Source organism: Paenibacillus sp. LHD-117 (genome assembly GCF_030929555.1).
Lineage (GTDB): Bacteria > Bacillota > Bacilli > Paenibacillales > Paenibacillaceae > Pristimantibacillus.
Genome location: NZ_JAVFVT010000031.1, coordinates 30,361 through 52,001 on the forward strand (window position 1 = coordinate 30,361; position 21,641 = coordinate 52,001).

A 21,641-nucleotide genomic window follows, 5' to 3' on the forward strand; every position below is an offset into this window, starting at 1 on the left:
AGGAGCCACGATTAGAGGACGAAAGATTGGAACATAATTGTAATGGAGGTGAACCATTATGGTTATTAGACGAATGATACAACTTATCGGATTATTGTTCGGGGCAATGGCCGGCGGCGAGGTATACGGATGGGCGAACGGTGCGGCTGTATGGTCCAGCCCGTCCTTCGGCATGCTGCAGCAATCCGGCACTTATTACATGAATGTGGCGCTAGGGGCTGTATTTGGCGTTATTGCGGCATCCGTGCTTGCGGGACCGATCGTACGCGCTTTGCAAAAAGGCGTGGATACGATGGCGGATATGCCGCTCAGACAGTTGATGATCGGAACCGGAGGCATGCTCGCAGGGCTGCTGCTGGCGGTGATGCTGTATCCGGTCGTAGCGGATTTGGACGGGCTCGGCAGCTTGCTGCCGGCGGTCATGGCGCTCGCGCTCGGTTTCGTCGGACTGCGGATCGGCGTATTGAAGCAGGAAGAGATCGCGGCGGGTTTTGCGGCGCTGCTGGAGAAGCCGAAAGCGACTCCGGCGGAGGATGAAGCAAGAGGTTTTGAGGAACATAAAATTTTGGATACGAGCGTCATTATCGACGGCAGAATCGCGGATATTTGCAAAACGGGCTTTATCGAGGGCACGCTTGTCATTCCTGAGTTCGTGCTGGAGGAGCTCCAACATATCGCGGATTCCTCGGATCTTCTGAAGCGAAACCGCGGACGCAGGGGACTCGATATTTTGAACAAAATCCAGAAGGAGCTCGACGTCAAGGTGCTGATCTACGAAGGGGACTTCGAGGAAATCGGCGAGGTGGATAGCAAGCTGGTCAAGCTGGCGAAGGCGCTGCGCGGGAAAGTCGTCACGAACGACTTCAACCTGAACAAGGTATGCGAGCTTCAAGGCGTATCGGTGCTGAATATTAACGATCTTGCCAATGCTGTCAAGCCGGTCGTACTGCCGGGTGAGGAAATTATCGTTCAAGTGATCAAGGACGGCAAGGAGCATGGGCAGGGCGTCGCGTATCTTGACGACGGTACCATGATCGTAGTAGAGGGCGGCCGCGACTATATCGGCACGACGATGGAAGTGCTTGTGACGAGCGTGCTGCAGACGTCTGCGGGAAGAATGATCTTTGCCAAGCCGAAGCTGTTGGAAAAAGCGTTGTAACAAGGTATGATAGTATTCAAGCGCTTAGAAGGGCCTCCGGATCGTCAGAAACGATGGAGCCGTTGGAGCATTGGGCGCGCTGAATAAGATGAACCTTATTGTACATAACGCTTAAGGCAGGTAGAAGGCATGGCGGAGAAGTGGGGCGTTGTCATCGTGGCGGCTGGTCGCGGCGCGCGCATGGGAACGAAGGAGAGCAAGCAATACTTGCGGCTTGCGGACAAGCCGATTCTGGTCCATACGCTGGAGCTGTTCCAGCGGATGGACCTTATTCGCGAGATTGCGCTTGTTGTGGGCAGCGGGGATGTGAATCGTTGCGGCGACTGGGTGCGGGAATACGGATTGTCGAAGGTTGCGCATGTCCTGGAAGGCGGCGCCGAGCGACAGCATTCCGTCTTATGCGGGCTGCGCGCTTTGGAGAGCAGCGAGTGGGTCATGGTGCATGACGGAGTACGCCCGCTCGTAACCGAGGCGTCCGTCCGCGCTTGCTGCGAAGCCGCGCTGGCGAGCGGCGCATCGGTCCTCGCCGTGCCGGTGAAAGACACGATCAAGCAGGTGGACGATGCCGGCATGATCGTGGCTACGCCCGACAGGCGAAGCTTATGGGCGATCCAAACGCCGCAAGCGTTCCGAAGGGAGCTGCTGCTGGAAGCGCATGAGCGCGCGCGGGAGGAGAACTTCCTCGGGACGGACGACGCCATGGTCGTCGAGCGGCTGGGCGTGCCGGTGACGGTAGCCGAAGGAGCATACACGAATATCAAAATAACGACGCCCGAGGACTTGCCGTATGCGGAGTTTCTGCTTGCAAGGCGCGGCGCGGAAAACGGACTCGGTACGTCGGATGGGGGAGAACGGTAACATGATACGGGTAGGTCAAGGGTTCGACGTCCATCAGCTGGTGGAAGGCAGGCCTTGCATTATCGGAGGCGTCACGATTCCGTACGAGAAAGGGCTGCTCGGCCATTCCGACGCGGATGTGCTGCTCCATGCGATCAGCGACGCGATTCTAGGCGCGCTCGGGCTTGGCGATATCGGCAAGCACTTCCCGGATACGGACGAAGCTTATAAGGACGCGGACAGTGTAAAGCTGCTGGAGCGGGTATGGGAGCTCGCGAAGGAGCGCGGCTACCGGCTCGGCAATATCGATTCGACGATCATCGCGCAGCGTCCGAAGATGCTGCCGTACATTCCGCGGATGGCGGAAGTGATCGCGCGGGCGCTTGAGGCCGATATCTCGCAGGTGAACGTGAAGGCGACGACGACGGAGCAGCTCGGGTTCGCCGGACGAGGCGAGGGGATAGCGGCGCAGTCCGTCGTATGTTTGGTGGCGGAGTAGGACAAGTTGACTAATGAATTTTAATAAGATTGTTTGCGAGGAGTGGTCATCATGACAGCAGAAGTACGCGTGCGTTACGCGCCGTCGCCGACGGGCCATCTGCATATCGGCAACGCGAGAACGGCCTTATTCAACTATTTATTCGCGAGAAACCTAGGCGGCAAATTCATTATCCGGATCGAGGACACGGACGTGAAGCGCAACGTGGCCGGCGGGGAAGAGAATCAGCTGACCTACCTGAAGTGGCTCGGCATCGACTGGGACGAGAGCATCGACGTCGGCGGGGGATACGGCCCGTACCGCCAAACCGAGCGTCTGGACATTTACAAGGAATATTGGCAGGAGCTGCTTGATAAAGATCTCGCTTATCGCTGCTATTGCACGGAGGAAGAGCTGGAGCAGGAGCGCGAGGAGCAGCAAGCGCGCGGCGAGACGCCGCGTTATTCCGGCCGTCATCGCAACCTGACGGCGGAGCAGCAGGCCGGGTTCGAAGCGGAAGGCCGCGTAGCGAGCATCCGGTTCCGGGTGCCGGAAGGCCGTTCCTATACGTTCGACGATATGGTGAAGGGCTCCATCACATTCGATACGGCGGAGATGGGCGATTTCGTCATCGTGAAAAAGGATGGCATCCCGACCTACAACTTTGCGGTCGTGCTCGACGACCATCTGATGAAGATCAGCCACGTGCTGCGCGGGGAAGACCATATCTCCAATACGCCGCGTCAATTGATGATCTACGAAGCATTCGGCTGGGAGCCCCCGGTGTTCGCGCATATGACGCTGATCGTCAATGAAAACCGGAAGAAGCTGAGCAAGCGGGACGAATCGATCATTCAGTTCATCGAGCAGTACGACGGCCTCGGCTACTTGCCGGAGGCGATGTTCAACTTCATCGCGCTGCTGGGCTGGTCGCCGGAAGGCGAGCAGGAGATGTTCACGCGCGAGGAGCTGGTGAACGTGTTCAACGCCGAGCGCCTGAGCAAGAGCCCCGCCGTGTTCGACACGCAGAAGCTGAGCTGGATGAATAACGAATATATTAAGAAAGCCGATCTGGAGCGCGTCGTGGACCTGTGCCTGCCGCATCTGCAGAAGGCCGGCTGCATTCCGGATACGCTGGACGGCACGGGACGCGAATGGGTGACGGCGCTTGTCGCGCTGCACCAGGACAAGCTGCGCTGCGCGTCCGACATCGTGCCGGTGACGGAATTGTTCTTCCGCGAAGGCGTTGCCGACGAGGAGGAAGCCGCAGCGGTACTCGCGGAGGAGCAAGTGCCTGCCGTGCTGGCCGCGTTCCTCGGTCTCGTGGAAAGCGATGCCGGACCGTTCACGGCGGACGGCATCAAGGACATGATCAAGTCGGTTCAGAAGGATACGGGACATAAAGGCAAAGCGTTGTTCATGCCCATCCGCGCTGCGCTGACCGGCCAGACGCACGGTCCGGATCTCAACCAATCCATCGTGCTGCTGGGCAAGCCGAAGGTGCTCGCACGTCTGCGTGAGCGGCTGGGGTAGAACGGCATAACAAGAACTTTGCTTGCACTTTCGCCCCGTTTCGGTATACTATGACTATTATCATTTATAGTTCGTGTTCAAACTCTTATATGATGTATCGGCCATGAACAGGAGAAGTACGTTAATCTGTGGATTCGCAGAGAGGGCAACCGTCATTCGAATCCGCGGGGCAGCATGAGGATCGCTGCGCGCGGAATGGGAGACGGCTGAAAGTTGCCTAGTCCGCCGGAACGGAACATGCACCTGGGAGCCTTGCTCCGAGCTGCTGCCAAACAAGCGAGCGGATGTACGTCCGCCAGTTTGTCAGGTAAGCAGGGTAGGCGGCAACGTTATGCCTGCGTTAAAGGCTTGAAGATGAACGAAGCGCGGCTGCCCATTGGGCTATGCGACCGTTCAAGCAGAGTGGAACCGCGATTTCGACGCCTCTGCAGCATTCATGCTGCAGGGGCTTTTTGTAATTCTAAGAATTTATAAGTGATCCGCATTGTCAGTCATCAGGCCTTTCGTCGCAGATCCTTCGGGCAGGCAAGTTTTGAGGGGAGAGATCGGTATGCTTCGCCATTTTCGCTCGGACGTGCAAACGGTGTTCGAGAACGATCCTGCGGCCCGCAGCAGGTTCGAGGTTATCTTCACGTATTCCGGCGTTCACGCGATCTGGGCGCATCGGGTTGCCCATACGTTGTACCGCAGGCGCTGGTTCACGCTGGCGCGCGTCATCTCGCAAGTGAGCCGGTTCTTTACCGGCATCGAAATCCATCCCGGAGCCACGATCGGACAGCGGCTGTTCATCGATCACGGCATGGGAGTCGTCATTGGGGAAACCTGCGAGATCGGCGACGATGTCGTGATCTATCAGGGCGTTACGCTCGGCGGGACGGGCAAGGAAAAGGGCAAGCGTCATCCGACCATCGGGAATAACGTGGTTATCGGCTCGGGCGCGAAAGTATTGGGATCGTTCCAGGTGGGCGATAATTCCAATATAGGCTCCAATGCGGTCGTGCTTCGCGAGGTCCCGGATAATTGCACGGTCGTCGGCAATCCGGGGCGAGTCGTCAGGCGAAACGGGGAAAGGGTCGGCGACCGTCTCGATCATACGCAGTTGCCGGACCCGGTCATCGAGATGTTCCGCGTGATGCAGAACGAGATTAACGGTTTGAAATCCGAGCTTCACGATTTGAAGGAATTACAAGAGGAGGGCAAGAGCAAAGTATGACTGTATCCATCTATAACTCGTTGACGCGCTCGAAGGAGTCGTTCAAACCGCTGGAAGCGGGCAGGGTCAAAATGTACGTATGCGGACCTACGGTCTATGACTATATTCATATCGGCAACGCCAGGCCGGTGATTTTCTTCGACGTTGTTCGCCGCTATTTGGAAGACGCGGGGTTTGCCGTCGACTATGTCGTGAATTTCACGGACGTGGACGATAAGCTGATCCGCAAAGCGGAAGAACTCGGCGCCGAGGTGCCACAAGTGGCCGACAAGTTCATCGAAGCCTACCATGCGGATATCGAAGCGCTGGGCGTGAGGAAGGCGACGCTTAATCCGCGCGTCATGGAACATATTCCGGACATCATTGCCTTCATCCAAGGACTGGTCGACAAAGGTTATGCCTACCCGAGCGAAGGGGATGTCTACTTCCGCACTTCGAAGTTCGAGGATTACGGCAAGCTGTCGCATCAGAATATCGACGAGCTTCAATTCGGCATTCGCGTCGAGATCGGCGAGCGCAAGGAAAATCAAGGCGACTTCGTCTTGTGGAAGGGCGCCAAGCCGGGCGAGATCAAGTGGGAAAGCCCATGGGGACCGGGTCGCCCGGGCTGGCATATCGAATGCTCCGCGATGGCGCGCAAGTACCTGGGCGATACGCTCGACATCCACGGCGGCGGACATGACTTGCAGTTCCCGCATCACGAGTGCGAGGTCGCTCAGTCGGAGTCGATGACGGGCAAGCCGCTCTCGAACTACTGGATGCATAACGGCTATATCCACATCAACAACGAGAAAATGTCGAAGTCGCTCGGCAACGGCATCACGGTGAACGAAATCGTAAAACGCGTAAAACCGGAGGCGATCCGATATTTCATGCTGTCGACGCATTACCGCAGTCCGTTGAACTTCAGCGAGGATTCGGTCACGCAAGCGTCGAACAGCGTGGAGCGCATCGCGAACAGCTACGCGAACCTGAAGCATAGGCTCGCTTCCGTGGATGGCGCGGACGGGGCGGCCGATTCGGCTGTCGACGATGCGCTGGAGCGGAAGCTTGCCCGGATCGCGGAGCAATTCGCGGCTAAGATGGAGGACGACTTTAATACGCCGGATGCGATTACGGCGCTGTTCGAGCTCGTTACGGAAACCAATCAATACGTGGCTCGGCCGGAAGCGTCCACAGAGGGATTGAAGGCGCTGATTGCCTTGATGGACAGATTCGACAACATCCTTGGCCTGCTCCCTCTTCAAGCGGAGAGCGATCCGCTTGCGGAAGAGGTCGAAGCGTTGATCGCGGAACGGACGGAAGCGCGCAAAGCCAAAAATTGGGCACGCGCAGACGAAATCCGCGACCGGCTGAACGAGATGAGCATCGTGCTGGAAGATACGCCGCAAGGCATCCGGTGGCGGCGCAAATGACGGATCGCCACGAGGATCGGCAAGCGGAGCGGATGTCCGGTCATCCGGAACGGACCGGGTTGGAACAGCAGACACGGACCGGGCGTCCGGCATTCGAGGAATCGATCGCGGGAGAGGCGCCGGTTCCCAATCCGCTGGCGCTTCACGCGCCAGGGAAGAAAACGGGGCTCATCAACCCCGTCGTGCTTGCGTATATGGGAGATGCGGTGTTCGAGCTGCTCGTCAGGCAATATTTGATATCGCTGCCGAACAACAAATCGCATCATCTGCACAGCGAAGCGACGAAGCGGGTGTCGGCCAAGGCGCAGCGGCTGCAGCTGGAGCGGCTGCAGCCCCTTCTCACGGAGGAGGAGGCCGACATCGTGCGCCGCGGACGCAACACGAAATCCGGCGCCCCGCCGAAGAACGCGGATCCGGCGGATTATCGCCAAGCGACCGCGCTGGAATGCCTCTTCGGGTACTTGTACTTCGAGGGGCGGATGGAGCGGATCGGCGAGCTGATGCGGGTTGCGCTCGAAGAGCGGGAGTAGTCCGGTATTCAGGCTAAGAAAAACGAAATAGAAGCCGAAGCTGCCATCCGCGCAGCTTGCGGCATAGACAGGCAAGAGCGAAGGAGGGCTACCATGTCCGAACAGAACCATAACGAAGAAGAGATGATCGCGGGGAAACATCCCGTGCTGGAGGCGCTCCGTTCCGGACGCGAGATCAATAAGATCTGGATCGCGGAAGGATCGCAGAAGAGCATGACGCAGCCGATTACGGCGGAAGCGAAAAAACTGGGCATCGTCGTCCAGTTTGTGGACAAGCGCAAGCTGGATGCCATGGCGTCCGGCGTCGCGCACCAAGGGGTCATCGCTCAAGCCGCGGCATTCGACTATGTCGAAGTCGAGGATATTCTGAAAATCGCGGGCGACCGCGGCGAAACGCCGTTCATCCTCGTGCTCGACGAGATCGAGGATCCGCATAACCTCGGCTCTATACTACGAACGGCGGAATGTACCGGCGCGCATGGCGTAATCATTCCGAAGCGCCGTTCCGCGAGCTTGACCGCGACCGTGCTGAAGACGTCGGCGGGCGCCGCGGAGCACGTCGCCGTAGCCCGCGTGACGAACCTGGCGCAGACGATCGAGAAGCTGAAGGAAGCCGGCGTTTGGGTGGCGGGAACGGACGTATCGGCAAAGCAGGATGTGTACAAGTCGAAATTCGACATGCCGCTGGCGATTGTGATCGGCAATGAAAGCAAAGGCATGGGCAGGCTGATCAAGGAGAAATGCGATTTTCTCGTGAAGCTGCCGATGCATGGCCGATTGAATTCGCTGAACGCATCGGTAGCGGCGGGCGTGCTCATGTACGAGGTTGTTAGGCAGAGACGGGGCGTTTAACGATGAACCGGCCGAATGATGTGCTCCTTGTCGACGGCTACAACATGATAGGGGCTTGGCCGGTTCTAGAGAGGCTCAAGGAAGCGGATCTGGAAGAAGCGCGGGACAAGCTCCTGGATATGCTGGCCGATTACCAGGGGTTCTCGGGTATGTCGATCTACGTGATTTTCGACGCGCATCAGGTACCCGGGCTAGGGGCGACGTACAAGCAGCATAAGCTGACCGTCGTGTACACGAAGGAGAAGGAAACGGCCGACGAGTGCATCGAACGGCTGTGCGGCGAGCTCATGGCCAGGAGACGCAACATCTATGTCGCCACCTCGGACCTTGTCGAGCAGCACGTCGCTTTCGGCAAAGGAGCGCTTCGGTTGTCCGCGCGCGAGCTGCTCATCGACATCAACCAGAACCGCAAGCTGATCGAGCAGAACATCCGCGAGCGCGAGGAGAAGCCGATCAAGCGGAACGCGCTGGACGAGAACGTGAGCCTCGACGTGAGGAGCAAGCTCGAGCGGCTTCGCCGAGGCGAGAAATAGGTCTGTTTTTGCTGCCGTATTTAAGCCATTTATTCGGTGTCATAAAGTTACAATTTTGCTATAAATACGATAGCTTTCGGGGGCGCGTTCTGTTGACGGTGTAAGGTTACATAATGTATACTGACTCTATGTTTCTAGCTAATGAAATCTAGCGCGGTGTACGCCTTGCAGGCCGGAGGGATAGTGTGTGAGTTACGACCTCAAAGAATGGAGTACGCTCGAGTATGAGTGCAGTACGGACGAGGATATCGTAGAGGCGGTCCGTAATGGCGACAGCATGGCGCTGGAATATTTGATAAACAAATATAAAAATTTCGTGCGAGCGAAAGCGCGTTCCTACTTCCTGATCGGCGCCGACCGCGAGGATATCGTCCAGGAAGGCATGATCGGCCTCTACAAAGCGATCCGCGATTTCAAGGGCGACAAGCTGGCCAGCTTCAAAGCTTTCGCCGAATTGTGCATTACCAGGCAGATCATTACCGCGATCAAGACGGCCACGAGGCAGAAGCACATTCCCCTCAACTCCTACGTTTCGCTGGACAAGCCCATCTACGACGAGGATTCAGACCGGACGCTGCTGGACGTCATCTGCGGCACCCGCGTATCCGACCCCGAAGAGCTGATCATCAACCAGGAAGAGTTCATCGGACTCGAAGACAAGATGTCGGAGATTCTGAGCGATCTGGAACGCAAAGTGCTGATGCTGTATCTGGACGGGAGATCCTATCAGGAGATAGCGGTCGATCTGGACCGTCACGTGAAGTCGATCGACAATGCGTTGCAGCGCGTGAAGCGAAAGCTGGAGAAATATTTGGAGATCCGCGATTTCGGAGGTTTATAGCTCTTCTAAAATACAAATGGGAAATAGCCGCGTCTCTAGGGACGAACAACGGACGTTTCCGATTGGACAACGGACTGTCTTTGCCGTCTGACGTTTTTCAGGGGGTGAAGACAGTCCATTGGTTTATTAGGAGAGTTACTTGGGCCATACTGGTAGAAATCAGAGAACGATGCCAATATTTCGCAAGCCAGATGCGGACCCAATGCGTTGACACGGAATATGCCATGTGATAAAGTGTTTAGGTAGGCCTGAAAAACGAGGGTTTTTTTTCGTTTGGCCGCGGTATTGAGATTGGAATCAATAAACTTTACCATAGAGTTTCGTGATTCGTATTTTTTAGCAGTTCGGGAGGTGTAATTCAATGCGGGTAATCATCACGTTGGCATGCACAAACTGCAAACAAAGAAACTATGCGACTACCAAGAACAAGCGTAACCACCCCGACCGCATCGAGTTGAAGAAGTTTTGCAAGTTCTGTAACGAGCAGACTCCTCATCGCGAGACGAGATAGTCCATTGGAGGTGTAACCGTGACATTTTTGGCTAAACTGAAGCAGGGCTTCGGGACGACGTTTAGTTTTTTTGCCGACAGCTGGGCGGAACTGAAGAAGGTTCGCTGGCCAAGTCGTAAGGAGTTGACGAGCTATTCCATCGTCGTCTTGCTGACAGTTGTCGCTGTGACGATTTACTTCTGGCTTCTTGACATCGGAATCTCTGAATTGGTTCAACTCATTGTCTAATAAGGGACCAAAGGTGGATTTGTGATGGAAAAAAGATGGTACGTCGTGCACACTTACTCCGGCTACGAGAACAAGGTGAAAACCAATCTGGAGCGCCGGGTTGAATCGATGGGCATGGAAGACAAAATCTTCCGAGTGCTCGTTCCGATGGAGGACGAAGTGGTAGAGAAGGACGGCAAGAAGAAAACCGTCCAACGCAAGGTCTACCCTGGTTACGTTCTCGTGGAGATGGTTCAGACCGACGATTCATGGTACGTTGTTCGCAATACGCCGGGCGTAACGGGATTTGTAGGATCGACGGGATCGGGTTCCAAGCCGACTCCTCTGTTGCCTGACGAAGTGGATCAGATTCTGAAACACATGGGCATGGAAGAGCCGAAGCCGAAGATCGAGTTCGATCTGAAGGAAACCGTACGCGTCAAGGTAGGCCCTTTCGCAGACTTTGTCGGATCGGTAGAAGAAATTTTGCTGGACAAGGCGAAGCTGAAGGTTCATGTCAACATGTTTGGCAGGGAAACCCCGCTTGAGCTGGACTATACTCAAGTGGAGAAGATATAACATCCGGTTTCCGGAGCAAGCGCGCCCCGTGCGTGCATGTATATCAGGGCAAGGAGGTGTGAATCATGGCAAAAAAGGTCATCAAGATGGTCAAACTGCAAGTTCCTGCAGGTAAAGCGAATCCGGCGCCGCCAATCGGTCCAGCACTGGGTCAAGCAGGCGTTAACATCATGGCGTTCTGTAAAGAGTTCAACGCTCGTACCGCGGATCAAGCAGGTCTGATTATTCCAGTCGTGATCACGGTATTCGAGGACCGTTCCTTCACTTTCGAGACGAAGACTCCGCCGGCAGCAGTATTGCTTCGCGTGGCAGCTGGTATCGAGAAGGGTTCCGGTGAACCGAACAAGAAGAAAGTCGCTACTGTGAAACGTGACAAAGTTCGCGAAATCGCAGAATCCAAAATGCAGGACCTGAACGCAGCTTCCGTTGAGGCGGCTATGCGTATGGTTGAAGGTACTGCTCGCAGCATGGGCATCACCATCGCTGACTAATCGGCCCATCGCCCATCGGGGCGAACAAGCCGAAGATGCTTTCGAGGCATCGCGCTTGGCGAAGCTTAGGCTTCGCGAGGTGGGAGGAGCGGTCCTAGGCGGCTGTTCCGTTACAACCACATAAGGAGGACATTTACAATGGCTAAACACGGCAAGAAATATGTAGAAGCAGCTAAGCTGATCGACAGCGAAGCAACTTACGAGCCAGCAGAAGCGATCGAGCTTGTGAAGAAGGCTGCGACAGCTAAATTCGACGAATCCGTTGAAGTAGCGGTTCGCCTGGGCGTTGACCCACGTAAACAAGACCAAGCGGTGCGCGGCGTTGTCGTACTTCCGCATGGAACAGGCAAAACAAAACGCGTTCTCGTTTTCGCAAAAGGCGAAAAAGTGAAAGAAGCGGAAGCTGCTGGCGCTGACTATGTCGGCGACGCAGACATGATCAACAAAATCCAACAAGGCTGGTTCGACTTCGACGTTTGCGTAGCAACGCCGGACATGATGGCTGAAGTTGGTAAGCTCGGCCGTATCCTGGGCGGTAAAGGCCTTATGCCAAACCCGAAAGCAGGTACCGTAACGTTCGACGTTGCGAAAGCCGTTCAAGAAATCAAAGCAGGTAAGATCGAGTACCGTCTGGACAAAGCGGGTCAAATCCACGCTCCAATCGGCAAAGTATCGTTCGACGCTGAGAAGCTGAACGAGAACCTGAAAGCTCTGATCGACGCTCTGGTACGCGCTAAACCAGCTGCTGCCAAAGGCATTTACCTGAAAAACATCGCCATTTCCTCCACGATGGGCCCTGGCGCTCGCGTATCGACTGCAAGCTATCGCTAAGTCGAAGGGAAACGACTCTAACATTCGAATACGCATACCGTAGACAGTAGGTGCCCACCGGGCTTAATTTCCTACCGAGGTGTTATGATAATACGTTTATGAAGTTGCGGCTTGCCCGCATTGACTTGATAACGACATCATGGCCTTCGCATCGTCTGCGAAGGCCTTTCTCATGCACCCTAGGCGAGGGAAATCCATCGTATTCACGGCATGTATAATATTACGGGAGGTGTACGGTTTGGCTAACGCAAAGATCATCCAAGAGAAACAAGAAGCGGTTGCGGTTATCGCGTCGAAGCTTACTTCGAGCTCCAGCACGGTTATCGCTGACTATCGCGGATTGAACGTTGCGCAAGTGACTGAACTGCGTAAGCAGCTCCGCGAAGCGGGTGTTGACTTCCAAGTTCTGAAAAACTCGCTCGTTCGCCGCGCTACAGAAGGTACTGAATTGTCGTCGCTAAACGACATTCTTACAGGTCCTACGGCAGTTGCATTCAGCGGCGAAGACGCTATTGCTCCAGCTAAGATTCTGAACAACTTCGCTAAGAAAAACGATGCCTTGAAATTGAAAGGCGGCGTTGTCGAAGGTAAAGTTGTCGGCGCTGAAGAAATCAAGGCGCTTGCAGAGCTTCCTTCCCGCGAAGGTTTGCTCTCCATGCTCCTCAGCGTGCTTCAAGCTCCAGTTCGCAACTTCGCGCTTGCGGTTAAAGCGGTTGGAGAGAAACAAGAAGCTAGCGCTTAAGATTAGCTTCGTTACAAGCAAGACGGATGTCGGCCGCTACAGGCTGACATCGTAATAAGCAACAAAACAACCAAAAAAATAAACCACTTTCGGAGGTATAACCATGTCTAACGAGCAAATCTTGGAAGCCATTAAAGGTATGACTGTTCTTGAACTGAACGATCTTGTAAAAGCAATTGAAGAAGAATTCGGCGTAACTGCTGCAGCTCCAGTAGCAGTAGTAGCTGGCGGCGGCGCTGCTGAAGCTGAAGCACAAACAGAATTCGACGTTATTTTGAACAGCGCTGGCGCTTCCAAAATCAACGTAATCAAAGTCGTTCGCGAAATCACAGGTCTTGGCCTGAAAGAAGCGAAAGAACTGGTTGACAGCGCACCAAAAGCAATCAAAGAAAAAATCGCTGAAGACGAAGCTAACGGCATCAAAGCTAAGCTTGAAGAAGCTGGCGCTTCCGTTGAAGTTAAGTAATTCGACTTCGATAACTTGCAGCAGGGCTTGCGCGTAAAGCGCTGCTTGCTGGCGAACCCCTTGATACCGAAAGGTAACAAGGGGTTCCTTGCATGTTATCGGCTTACGAAGATTAGGAGGCGGCGGACCATGTCGAATCATTATTATTCCAAGGCACCGGAAATGAAACATAATCGCCAGACCGTAGAGACGTTGCTCAAGGGACAGAAGCTGAAATTCGTCACGGATGCGGGCGTATTCTCGAAAGCCGGCGTCGATTACGGCAGCAAAGTGCTGATCGATGCGATGGAGCTGGGCGAAGCGGATCGCGTGTTGGACGTTGGTTGCGGTTACGGACCGATCGGTTTAACGGCAGCAAAGCTTGTTACGCAAGGCCGCGTGACGATGATCGATATTAATGAGAGAGCGGTCGAGCTGGCGAAGGAGAATGCCGGTCTCAACGGAATTCGAAACGTAAACATTTTGCAGAGCGATCTGTTCAGTGCCGTAACGGAGAAAGAATATGACGTCATCTTAACCAATCCTCCTATCCGAGCGGGTAAGGCCGTCGTTCATCGGATTTTCGAGGAAGGATATGCCCATCTTCGGGAAGGCGGCTACATGTGGGTCGTCATTCAAAAGAAACAAGGCGCGCCGTCGGCGAAAGAAAAGCTGGAGTTGTTGTTCGGAGAAGTAACGGAAGTGACCAAAGACAAAGGCTACCGGATCTTCCGAGCCAAAAAATAGAAATAACCGATAAATCGTCAATTGTCAATCTTTTTTTAATTGAAAGGTTGGAAATGAATTGACTTGACAATTTGAATATGGTAGTATTATAAAATGTCAGCATAAAATTGCTCGAGTTCTCTTTAGTTAACTAAAATGTCAAGTGCGAATTTTCAAGGGTAAATGCATACTTTTGGGGCATTTGACGTATAATGTTTACATTTTGGGCAAAATTACTTGATATGAGACCTGCGCGTTAGCTGCGCTAGGTAAACTGCCGGAAACATGCTCTTTTTTCGAACCTATTCGATAAGGGCTTTTCTTTATTTATCTATATAGGCGGCTGCCGTCGTCTAAGGTAACGCAGGAAGTATCGATGCTGTGAGACAGACACGAGGGGTGAGGTTAAGTTGGCAGGACAACTTGTTCAGTATGGTCGGCGTGCGAGGAGAAGCTACGCTAGGATCAACGAGGTGCTGGAAGTCCCGAACCTGATTGAAATCCAACAAAAATCGTACGAGAAGTTTTTGGACAGCGATTTGATCGAATTGTTCCAGGATATTTCTCCGATTTCGGACTTTACGGGCAATCTTTCACTGGAGTTTATCGACTATAGCTTAGGCGAGCCGAAGTATTCGGTGGATGAGTCGAAGGAACGCGACGTGACATACGCAGCTCCTTTACGCGTGAAGGTAAGGCTGTTCAATAAGGAAACGGGCGAGGTTAAGGAACAAGAAGTTTTCATGGGCGATTTCCCGCTTATGACCGAGACCGGCACATTTATTATTAACGGCGCAGAACGCGTTATCGTCAGCCAATTGGTTCGTTCCCCGAGTGTGTACTTCAGCACGAAGGTAGATAAGAACGGTAAGAAGACGTATACGGCAACGGTGATCCCGAACCGCGGCGCTTGGCTGGAGCTTGAGACGGATGCCAAGGACATCATCTACGTTCGTATCGACCGGACCCGGAAGATTCCGGTAACGGTGCTTTTGCGTGCGCTTGGATTCGGCACAGACGCTGAAATTCTGGATCTGCTCGGACATGACGAGTATATCCGCAACACGCTGGACAAAGATAGCACGGATTCCACGGAGAAAGCGCTGATCGAGATTTACGAGCGTCTTCGTCCGGGCGAGCCTCCTACTTTGGACAACGCGAAGAGCTTGCTTGTTGCACGTTTCTTCGATCCGAAACGATATGACCTGGCTAATGTAGGCCGTTATAAAATAAACAAGAAACTGCATATCAAGAATCGGTTGTTCAATCAGCGCCTGGCTGAGAATCTGGTTGATCCGTCCACGGGCGAGATCATCGCGGAATCCGGTCAGATGATCGACCGCCGTCTTCTTGACGAAATTCTCGAAAAGCTCGAGAAGGACGTAGGTTTCAAGACATACCACGTCGCTAACGGGGTTCTGGATGCGGATAGTATTCCTCTCCAAGCCATTAGCGTATTCTCGCCGCTCGATGAGAATAAAGTGATCAAGGTAATCGCGAACGGCATTATCGATAAATCCGTGAAGCATATTACGCCTGCGGATATTATCTCTTCGATTAATTATTTCATTAACTTGCTTCATGGCGTTGGCAGCACGGACGACATCGACCACTTGGGCAACCGTCGTCTGCGTTCCGTAGGCGAGCTGCTGCAGAACCAATTCCGTATCGGTCTTTCCCGTATGGAACGCGTCGTGCGCGAGAGAATGTCGATTCAGGACGCGAACGCGATTACGCCTCAGGCGCTGATCAACATTCGTCCAGTAATCGCATCGATCAAGGAGTTCTTCGGTTCGTCCCAGCTGTCCCAGTTCATGGACCAAACGAACCCGCTTGCCGAGCTCACGCATAAGCGTCGTCTATCCGCGCTTGGACCAGGCGGTCTGACGCGTGAACGCGCAGGCTTCGAAGTTCGCGACGTCCATCACTCTCACTATGGCCGTATGTGTCCGATCGAGACGCCGGAGGGACCGAACATCGGTTTGATTAACTCCTTGTCAACGTTCGCTCGTATCAACGAATACGGTTTTATCGAAGCGCCTTACCGTTGGGTCGATCCGAAAACGGGTGCCGTCACGTCTCAGATCGCTTACGTAACCGCGGACGAAGAAGACAACTACGTCATTGCCCAAGCGAACGCGAAGCTGGCAGCAGATAACACGTTCGCCGAAACGCAAACGATTGTCCGTTACAATAAACAAGCAGACAATATCCTGACGATGCCAAGCGATCGCGTCGACTACATGGACGTATCGCCGAAGCAGGTCGTATCGGTTGCGACGGCTCTCATTCCGTTCCTTGAGAATGACGACTCCAACCGTGCGCTCATGGGATCCAACATGCAACGCCAAGCTGTTCCGCTGCTCATTCCGAAGGCGCCTTTCGTAGGCACGGGCATGGAGCACAAAGCGGCAAAGGACTCCGGCGTATGTATCGTATCCAAGTACGACGGCGTTATCGAACGCGCCTCCGCCAACGAAATTTGGCTGCGCCGCGTCGAGATGATCGACGGGAAGCCGGTAAACGGCGACTTGGTGAAACATAAGCTTCACAAGTTCATGCGTTCCAACCAAGGAACGTGCATCAACCAGCGTCCGCTTGTCCGCAAGGGCGATATCATCAAGAAAGGCGATATCATGGCGGATGGTCCTTCGACGGAGATGGGCGAACTCGCGCTCGGACGCAACGTAGTCGTTGCGTTTATGACGTGGGAAGGCTACAACTACGAGGATGCGATCTTGCTCAGCGAGAAGCTGGTGAAGGAAGACGTGTACACTTCGATCCACATCGAGGAGTACGAGTCCGAAGCCCGCGATACGAAGCTGGGACCGGAAGAGATTACGCGCGACATCCCGAACGTCGGCGAAGAAGCGCTTCGCAATCTTGACGAGCGCGGCATTATCCGCGTCGGCGCGGAGATTGGCGCAGGCGATATCCTCGTCGGTAAAGTAACGCCGAAGGGCGTAACGGAGCTGACGGCCGAAGAGAGATTGCTGCACGCGATCTTCGGCGAGAAGGCGCGCGAGGTTCGCGATACTTCGCTCCGCGTACCGCATGGTACGGACGGCATCGTCGTAGACGTGAAGGTATTCACACGCGAGAACGGCGACGAGCTGCCTCCTGGCGTGAATCAACTCGTGCGTGCCTACATCGCTCAGAAGCGTAAAATTTCCGAAGGTGACAAAATGGCCGGACGTCACGGTAACAAGGGTGTTATCGCGCGTATCATGCCGGAAGAGGATATGCCGTTCCTGCCGGACGGAACGCCTGTCGAAGTCGTTCTGAATCCGCTCGGCGTACCGTCCCGGATGAACATCGGTCAGGCGCTTGAGGTTCACCTTGGCATGGCGTGCAAACATCTCGGCATTCATGCCGCTACTCCTGTATTCGATGGCGCTCGCGAGAACGACGTCTTCGATACGATGGAAGAAGCAGGCATGCAGCGTAACGGGAAGACGGTTCTGTACGATGGACGTACGGGCGAATCGTTCGAACGTGAAGTTACGGTCGGCGTCATGTACATGATCAAACTGGCGCACATGGTAGACGACAAAATCCATGCCCGTTCCACGGGCCCATACTCGCTCGTTACGCAGCAGCCGCTGGGTGGTAAAGCTCAGTTCGGCGGACAGCGCTTCGGCGAGATGGAGGTTTGGGCGCTCGAGGCTTACGGCGCCGCATATACGCTTCAAGAGATCCTTACGGTCAAGTCCGATGACGTGGTCGGCCGCGTGAAGACGTACGAGTCCATCGTCAAAGGCGAGAACGTGCCGGAACCGGGCGTTCCGGAATCGTTTAAGGTATTGATCAAAGAGCTTCAAAGCTTGGGCATGGACGTGAAAATCCTGACCGAGAACGAAGAAGAGATCGAAATGAAAGAGATCGACGATGACGAAGAGGGAACGGGCGATAAGCTCAACCTCAACATGGAAGGCGCGGAAGCAGGCGCTGAATAAGCTTTATTTGTGGTAAATGGAGGACTGAGCTTCAATCCGGGATTGCCTCACGGGCGTCCCGTATTGGAGTTCAATCTCTGAAAAGACACAGTCATACATGACGAAGGAGGGTTGCTCCTTGTTGGACGTGAACAACTTCGAGTATATGAAAATTGGTCTGGCTTCGCCGGATAAAATTCGCTCGTGGTCCCGCGGAGAAGTCAAGAAGCCGGAAACCATTAACTACAGAACGCTTAAACCAGAGAAGGAAGGTCTTTTCTGCGAAAAGATCTTCGGACCTACCAAGGACTGGGAATGTCATTGCGGCAAATACAAACGCGTACGTTACAAAGGCGTAGTCTGCGATCGTTGCGGAGTTGAAGTTACCCGCGCGAAGGTTCGCCGCGAACGGATGGGCCATATTGAATTGGCTGCTCCCGTATCCCATATTTGGTACTTCAAAGGAATTCCTAGCCGCATGGGTCTTGCGCTCGATATGTCCCCTCGTTCCCTTGAGGAGATTATCTATTTTGCATCTTATGTCGTGACGGATCCAGGCGATACGCCGCTCGAGAAGAAACAGCTTTTGTCCGAGAAGGAATATCGCAGCTACCGCGAGAAATACGGCTACGGCTTCCAAGCCGGCATGGGTGCCGAAGCGGTGAAGAAGCTGCTTCAGGATATCGATGTGGAGCGCGAGCTCGAGCAACTGAAGGAAGAGCTGCGCACGGCTCAAGGCCAACGCCGTAACCGCGCGATTAAGCGTCTGGAAGTCATCGAGGCTTTCCGTAACTCCGGCAATGCGCCCGAGTGGATGATTCTCGACGTGCTGCCGGTTATCCCGCCGGAACTTCGTCCAATGGTACAGCTGGACGGCGGCCGCTTCGCGACTTCCGACCTGAACGACTTGTACCGCCGCGTTATTAACCGGAATAACCGTCTGAAGCGTCTGCTTGATCTCGGCGCTCCCGACATTATCGTACAGAACGAGAAACGTATGCTGCAGGAAGCGGTCGACGCCCTGATCGACAACGGCCGTCGCGGCCGTCCGGTAACGGGTCCAGGCAACCGTCCATTAAAATCCCTCAGCCACATGCTGAAAGGTAAACAAGGACGTTTCCGTCAGAACTTGCTCGGCAAACGGGTTGACTACTCCGGTCGTTCCGTTATCGTCGTAGGCCCGAACCTGAAGATTTTCCAATGCGGACTTCCGAAGGAAATGGCGCTTGAGCTGTTCAAGCCGTTCGTGATGAAGGAGCTTGTGAACAAGGGACTCGCCCATAACATCAAGAGCGCAAAACGCAAGGTAGAACGCGTCAGCCCCGAAGTATGGGACGTTCTCGAAGAAGTCATTAAAGAACATCCGGTACTCTTGAACCGTGCCCCGACGCTGCATAGACTCGGTATCCAAGCTTTCGAACCGATTCTGGTCGAAGGACGCGCGATCAAGCTGCATCCGCTCGTATGTACGGCTTACAACGCCGACTTCGACGGCGACCAAATGGCCGTTCACGTGCCGTTGTCCGCGGAAGCGCAAGCGGAAGCTCGCTTGCTGATGCTGGCATCCGGCAACATTCTTAACCCTAAGGACGGCAAGCCGGTCGTTACGCCTTCCCAGGATATGGTTCTCGGCAGTTACTACCTGACGATGGACAACAAGGAAGCCAAAGGCTCCGGTTCCGTGTTCGCAACGGTAAACGAAGCGATCTCGTCGTACCAACGCGGCATCGTTTCGCTGCACGCTCGTATTTTCATCCCGGTGAAAGTACTGAAGAAAACGATTTTCACGGAACAACAGCAAGCTTCCCTGATGGCTACGACGGTAGGCAAAGTTATCTTCAACGAAATCTTCCCTGAAGATTTCCCTTATATCAACGAAGCGACGAAAGTAAACCTTCTGCAAGGCACGCCTGACAAGTACTTCGTGTACGAGAAGGGCGGGGACTTGACCAAGTTTGTCGATGAGCTTCCGACGGCAGGCGCCGTAGGCAAAGACTACCTTGGTACAATCATCGCGGAATGTTTCCGTCAATACCATACGACGCTGACAGCGATCATCCTTGACCGCATCAAGCAGCTCGGCTTCACTTATTCCACCAAAGCGGGTATTACGATCGGCGTTTCCGACGTTATTATTCCGAAGGAAAAAGCGGAGATCATGAAGGCATCCGACGAGAAGGTCGCCACCGTTATGAATCAGTACCGTCGCGGTCTGATCACGAACGAAGAACGTTACGACCGGATCATCGGCATCTGGAGCAAGTGCAAAGACGAAATTACGGAAGTTCTCATGAAATCGATGGATCGCTACAACAACATCATGCTCATGGTCGACTCCAAAGCGCGGGGTAACAAATCCCAGATCACGCAGCTTGGCGGCATGCGCGGTCTGATGGCGAATCCATCGGGCCGTATCATCGAGTTGCCGATCAAATCGAACTTCCGGGAAGGTCTGACCGTCCTCGAGTACTTCATCTCGACGCACGGCGCGCGTAAAGGTCTTGCCGATACGGCGCTTCGTACCGCCGACTCCGGATACCTGACTCGCCGTCTCGTAGACGTCGCGCAGGACGTTATCGTCCGCGAAGACGATTGCGGCACGGATAAAGGTTTTGCCGTCAGCAAGATCCAAGACGGCAAGGAAGTCATCGAGGATCTGTACGACCGTATCGAAGGCCGCTATGCGTTCGAGACGATTCGCCATCCGAAAACCGGCGAAGTTATCGTGAATCGCAGCGAACTGATCGACTCGGGCAAAGCGGATGCGATTATCGACGCTGGCGTCGAGAAGCTTCAAATTCGTTCCGTACTGAGCTGCCGCGCGCGTCATGGCGTTTGCAAAATCTGTTACGGCCGCAACCTGGCAACCGGCAAGCACGTCGAGATCGGCGAAGCGGTAGGCATTATCGCGGCGCAATCGATCGGCGAACCGGGAACGCAGTTGACGATGCGTACGTTCCATACGGGCGGCGTAGCCGGCGACGATATTACGCAAGGTCTTCCGCGTATTCAAGAGCTCTTCGAGGCGCGTAATCCGAAAGGCCAAGCGATCATCTCCGAGCTTGACGGCGTCATCAAGGAAATTCGCGAAGCGAAGGACCGCAGGGAGATCGAAGTACAAGGCGAAGCCGAAACAAAAGTATATGCTGTGACGTACGGCTCGCGTATCCGCGTGACGGAAGGCCAGCAAATCGAAGCAGGCGACGAGCTGACGGACGGTTCCATCGATCCGAAGGAAATGCTTCGAATCAAAGGCATTCGCGGCGTACAGAACTATATCCTGCAAGAAGTACAGCGCGTTTACCGGAATCAGGGCGTTGAGATCAACGACAAACACGTCGAGGTTATGATCAAGCAGATGTTGCGCAAAATCCGTATCGTAGATGCGGGCGACACGACGCTGCTCCCTGGCGCTTTCGTAGACATTCACGAATACGAATCCGCTAACCGCACGGCAATCTTCGCGGGCAAAGAGCCTGCAGTCGCGAAGCCGGTCCTTCTCGGTATTACGAAAGCGTCCCTCGAGACGGATTCGTTCTTGTCCGCGGCGTCGTTCCAAGAAACGACTCGCGTTCTTACCGACGCGGCGATCAAAGGCAAGGTCGACCAACTTCTCGGCCTGAAGGAGAATGTTATCATCGGCAAGCTGATCCCGGCTGGTACGGGCATGCAGCGTTACCGCAACATTCGCTTCGCGGGCTTGGAAGACGAAGTGGTCGAAGGCGCCGTGCTGGAAGCAGCTACGGAAGCCGTAGTGGTCGAATAATTGCATACAGCCGCGGC

At 54.5% G+C, this 21,641-nt stretch carries 20 protein-coding genes and 1 other annotated feature; all 20 genes read left to right on the forward strand.

The window, feature by feature from the left end; translation table 11 throughout:
* Positions 1-58 precede the first annotated feature (58 nt).
* The 20 genes from RB620_RS21755 to rpoC all read left to right on the forward strand — a co-directional run bounded on the left by RB620_RS21755 (position 59) and on the right by rpoC (position 21,624).
* On the forward strand, positions 59-1,159 hold the full coding sequence (locus RB620_RS21755) for a PIN/TRAM domain-containing protein (protein WP_308098007.1): 1,101 nt from the start codon (positions 59-61) through the stop codon (positions 1,157-1,159).
* A gap of 129 nt (positions 1,160-1,288) precedes the next feature.
* Complete coding sequence (ispD, locus tag RB620_RS21760) at positions 1,289-2,017, forward strand: 2-C-methyl-D-erythritol 4-phosphate cytidylyltransferase (protein WP_308098008.1); 729 nt, start codon at positions 1,289-1,291, stop codon at positions 2,015-2,017.
* Between the two features lies 1 nt (position 2,018).
* Entirely contained in the window at positions 2,019-2,495 is a 477-nt protein-coding gene (ispF, locus tag RB620_RS21765) for a 2-C-methyl-D-erythritol 2,4-cyclodiphosphate synthase (protein ID WP_308098010.1), read from the forward strand.
* A gap of 51 nt (positions 2,496-2,546) precedes the next feature.
* The gene (gltX, locus tag RB620_RS21770) at positions 2,547-4,007 is read left to right on the forward strand and encodes a glutamate--tRNA ligase (RefSeq protein ID WP_308098012.1); all 1,461 of its coding nucleotides are present in this window, start codon (positions 2,547-2,549) and stop codon (positions 4,005-4,007) included.
* A gap of 550 nt (positions 4,008-4,557) precedes the next feature.
* Positions 4,558-5,220: a serine O-acetyltransferase gene (gene cysE / locus RB620_RS21775; RefSeq protein WP_308098014.1), complete on the forward strand. Its 663-nt coding sequence runs from the start codon at positions 4,558-4,560 to the stop codon at positions 5,218-5,220.
* On the forward strand, positions 5,217-6,635 hold the full coding sequence (gene cysS / locus RB620_RS21780) for a cysteine--tRNA ligase (protein WP_308098016.1): 1,419 nt from the start codon (positions 5,217-5,219) through the stop codon (positions 6,633-6,635). Before cysE ends, cysS begins: the two co-directional genes overlap by 4 nt.
* Positions 6,632-7,165 carry a Mini-ribonuclease 3 gene (locus tag RB620_RS30415; RefSeq protein ID WP_374121447.1) on the forward strand — a complete coding sequence of 178 codons (534 nt, stop codon included), beginning with the start codon at positions 6,632-6,634 and terminating at the stop codon, positions 7,163-7,165. The genes cysS and RB620_RS30415 overlap by 4 nt, the downstream gene beginning before the upstream one ends.
* Before the next feature lie 93 nt (positions 7,166-7,258).
* Positions 7,259-8,017, forward strand: coding sequence for a 23S rRNA (guanosine(2251)-2'-O)-methyltransferase RlmB (gene rlmB, locus RB620_RS21790; RefSeq protein WP_308098017.1), 759 nt, complete (start codon positions 7,259-7,261; stop codon positions 8,015-8,017).
* 2 nt (positions 8,018-8,019) lie between these two features.
* Entirely contained in the window at positions 8,020-8,550 is a 531-nt protein-coding gene (locus RB620_RS21795) for an NYN domain-containing protein (protein WP_308098019.1), read from the forward strand.
* A 187-nt stretch (positions 8,551-8,737) separates the two neighbouring features.
* Complete coding sequence (gene sigH / locus RB620_RS21800; RefSeq protein ID WP_308098021.1) at positions 8,738-9,391, forward strand: RNA polymerase sporulation sigma factor SigH; 654 nt, start codon at positions 8,738-8,740, stop codon at positions 9,389-9,391.
* A 361-nt stretch (positions 9,392-9,752) separates the two neighbouring features.
* Positions 9,753-9,902 carry a 50S ribosomal protein L33 gene (gene rpmG / locus RB620_RS21805; protein WP_082967189.1) on the forward strand — a complete coding sequence of 50 codons (150 nt, stop codon included), beginning with the start codon at positions 9,753-9,755 and terminating at the stop codon, positions 9,900-9,902.
* A gap of 18 nt (positions 9,903-9,920) precedes the next feature.
* Entirely contained in the window at positions 9,921-10,130 is a 210-nt protein-coding gene (gene secE / locus RB620_RS21810; RefSeq protein WP_087570293.1) for a preprotein translocase subunit SecE, read from the forward strand.
* Between the two features lie 24 nt (positions 10,131-10,154).
* Positions 10,155-10,688 (forward strand): transcription termination/antitermination protein NusG, encoded by a 534-nt coding sequence (nusG, locus tag RB620_RS21815; protein WP_308098030.1) that lies wholly within the window; start codon positions 10,155-10,157, stop codon positions 10,686-10,688.
* Between the two features lie 65 nt (positions 10,689-10,753).
* Positions 10,754-11,179 (forward strand): 50S ribosomal protein L11, encoded by a 426-nt coding sequence (gene rplK / locus RB620_RS21820; RefSeq protein WP_120114510.1) that lies wholly within the window; start codon positions 10,754-10,756, stop codon positions 11,177-11,179.
* A 138-nt stretch (positions 11,180-11,317) separates the two neighbouring features.
* Positions 11,318-12,010, forward strand: a complete 693-nt coding sequence (gene rplA / locus RB620_RS21825; protein ID WP_308098033.1) for a 50S ribosomal protein L1 — start codon at positions 11,318-11,320, stop codon at positions 12,008-12,010.
* Between the two features lie 19 nt (positions 12,011-12,029).
* Positions 12,030-12,191 (forward strand) — a sequence feature (ribosomal protein L10 leader region).
* A 57-nt stretch (positions 12,192-12,248) separates the two neighbouring features.
* Positions 12,249-12,752: a 50S ribosomal protein L10 gene (gene rplJ, locus RB620_RS21830; RefSeq protein ID WP_308098036.1), complete on the forward strand. Its 504-nt coding sequence runs from the start codon at positions 12,249-12,251 to the stop codon at positions 12,750-12,752.
* Between the two features lie 103 nt (positions 12,753-12,855).
* The gene (rplL, locus tag RB620_RS21835) at positions 12,856-13,218 is read left to right on the forward strand and encodes a 50S ribosomal protein L7/L12 (protein WP_308098038.1); all 363 of its coding nucleotides are present in this window, start codon (positions 12,856-12,858) and stop codon (positions 13,216-13,218) included.
* 129 nt (positions 13,219-13,347) lie between these two features.
* Positions 13,348-13,944: a class I SAM-dependent methyltransferase gene (locus RB620_RS21840; protein WP_308098040.1), complete on the forward strand. Its 597-nt coding sequence runs from the start codon at positions 13,348-13,350 to the stop codon at positions 13,942-13,944.
* 389 nt (positions 13,945-14,333) lie between these two features.
* Complete coding sequence (gene rpoB / locus RB620_RS21845) at positions 14,334-17,879, forward strand: DNA-directed RNA polymerase subunit beta (protein WP_308098042.1); 3,546 nt, start codon at positions 14,334-14,336, stop codon at positions 17,877-17,879.
* A 145-nt stretch (positions 17,880-18,024) separates the two neighbouring features.
* The gene (rpoC, locus tag RB620_RS21850) at positions 18,025-21,624 is read left to right on the forward strand and encodes a DNA-directed RNA polymerase subunit beta' (protein ID WP_483874753.1); all 3,600 of its coding nucleotides are present in this window, start codon (positions 18,025-18,027) and stop codon (positions 21,622-21,624) included.
* Positions 21,625-21,641: the final 17 nt, after the last annotated feature.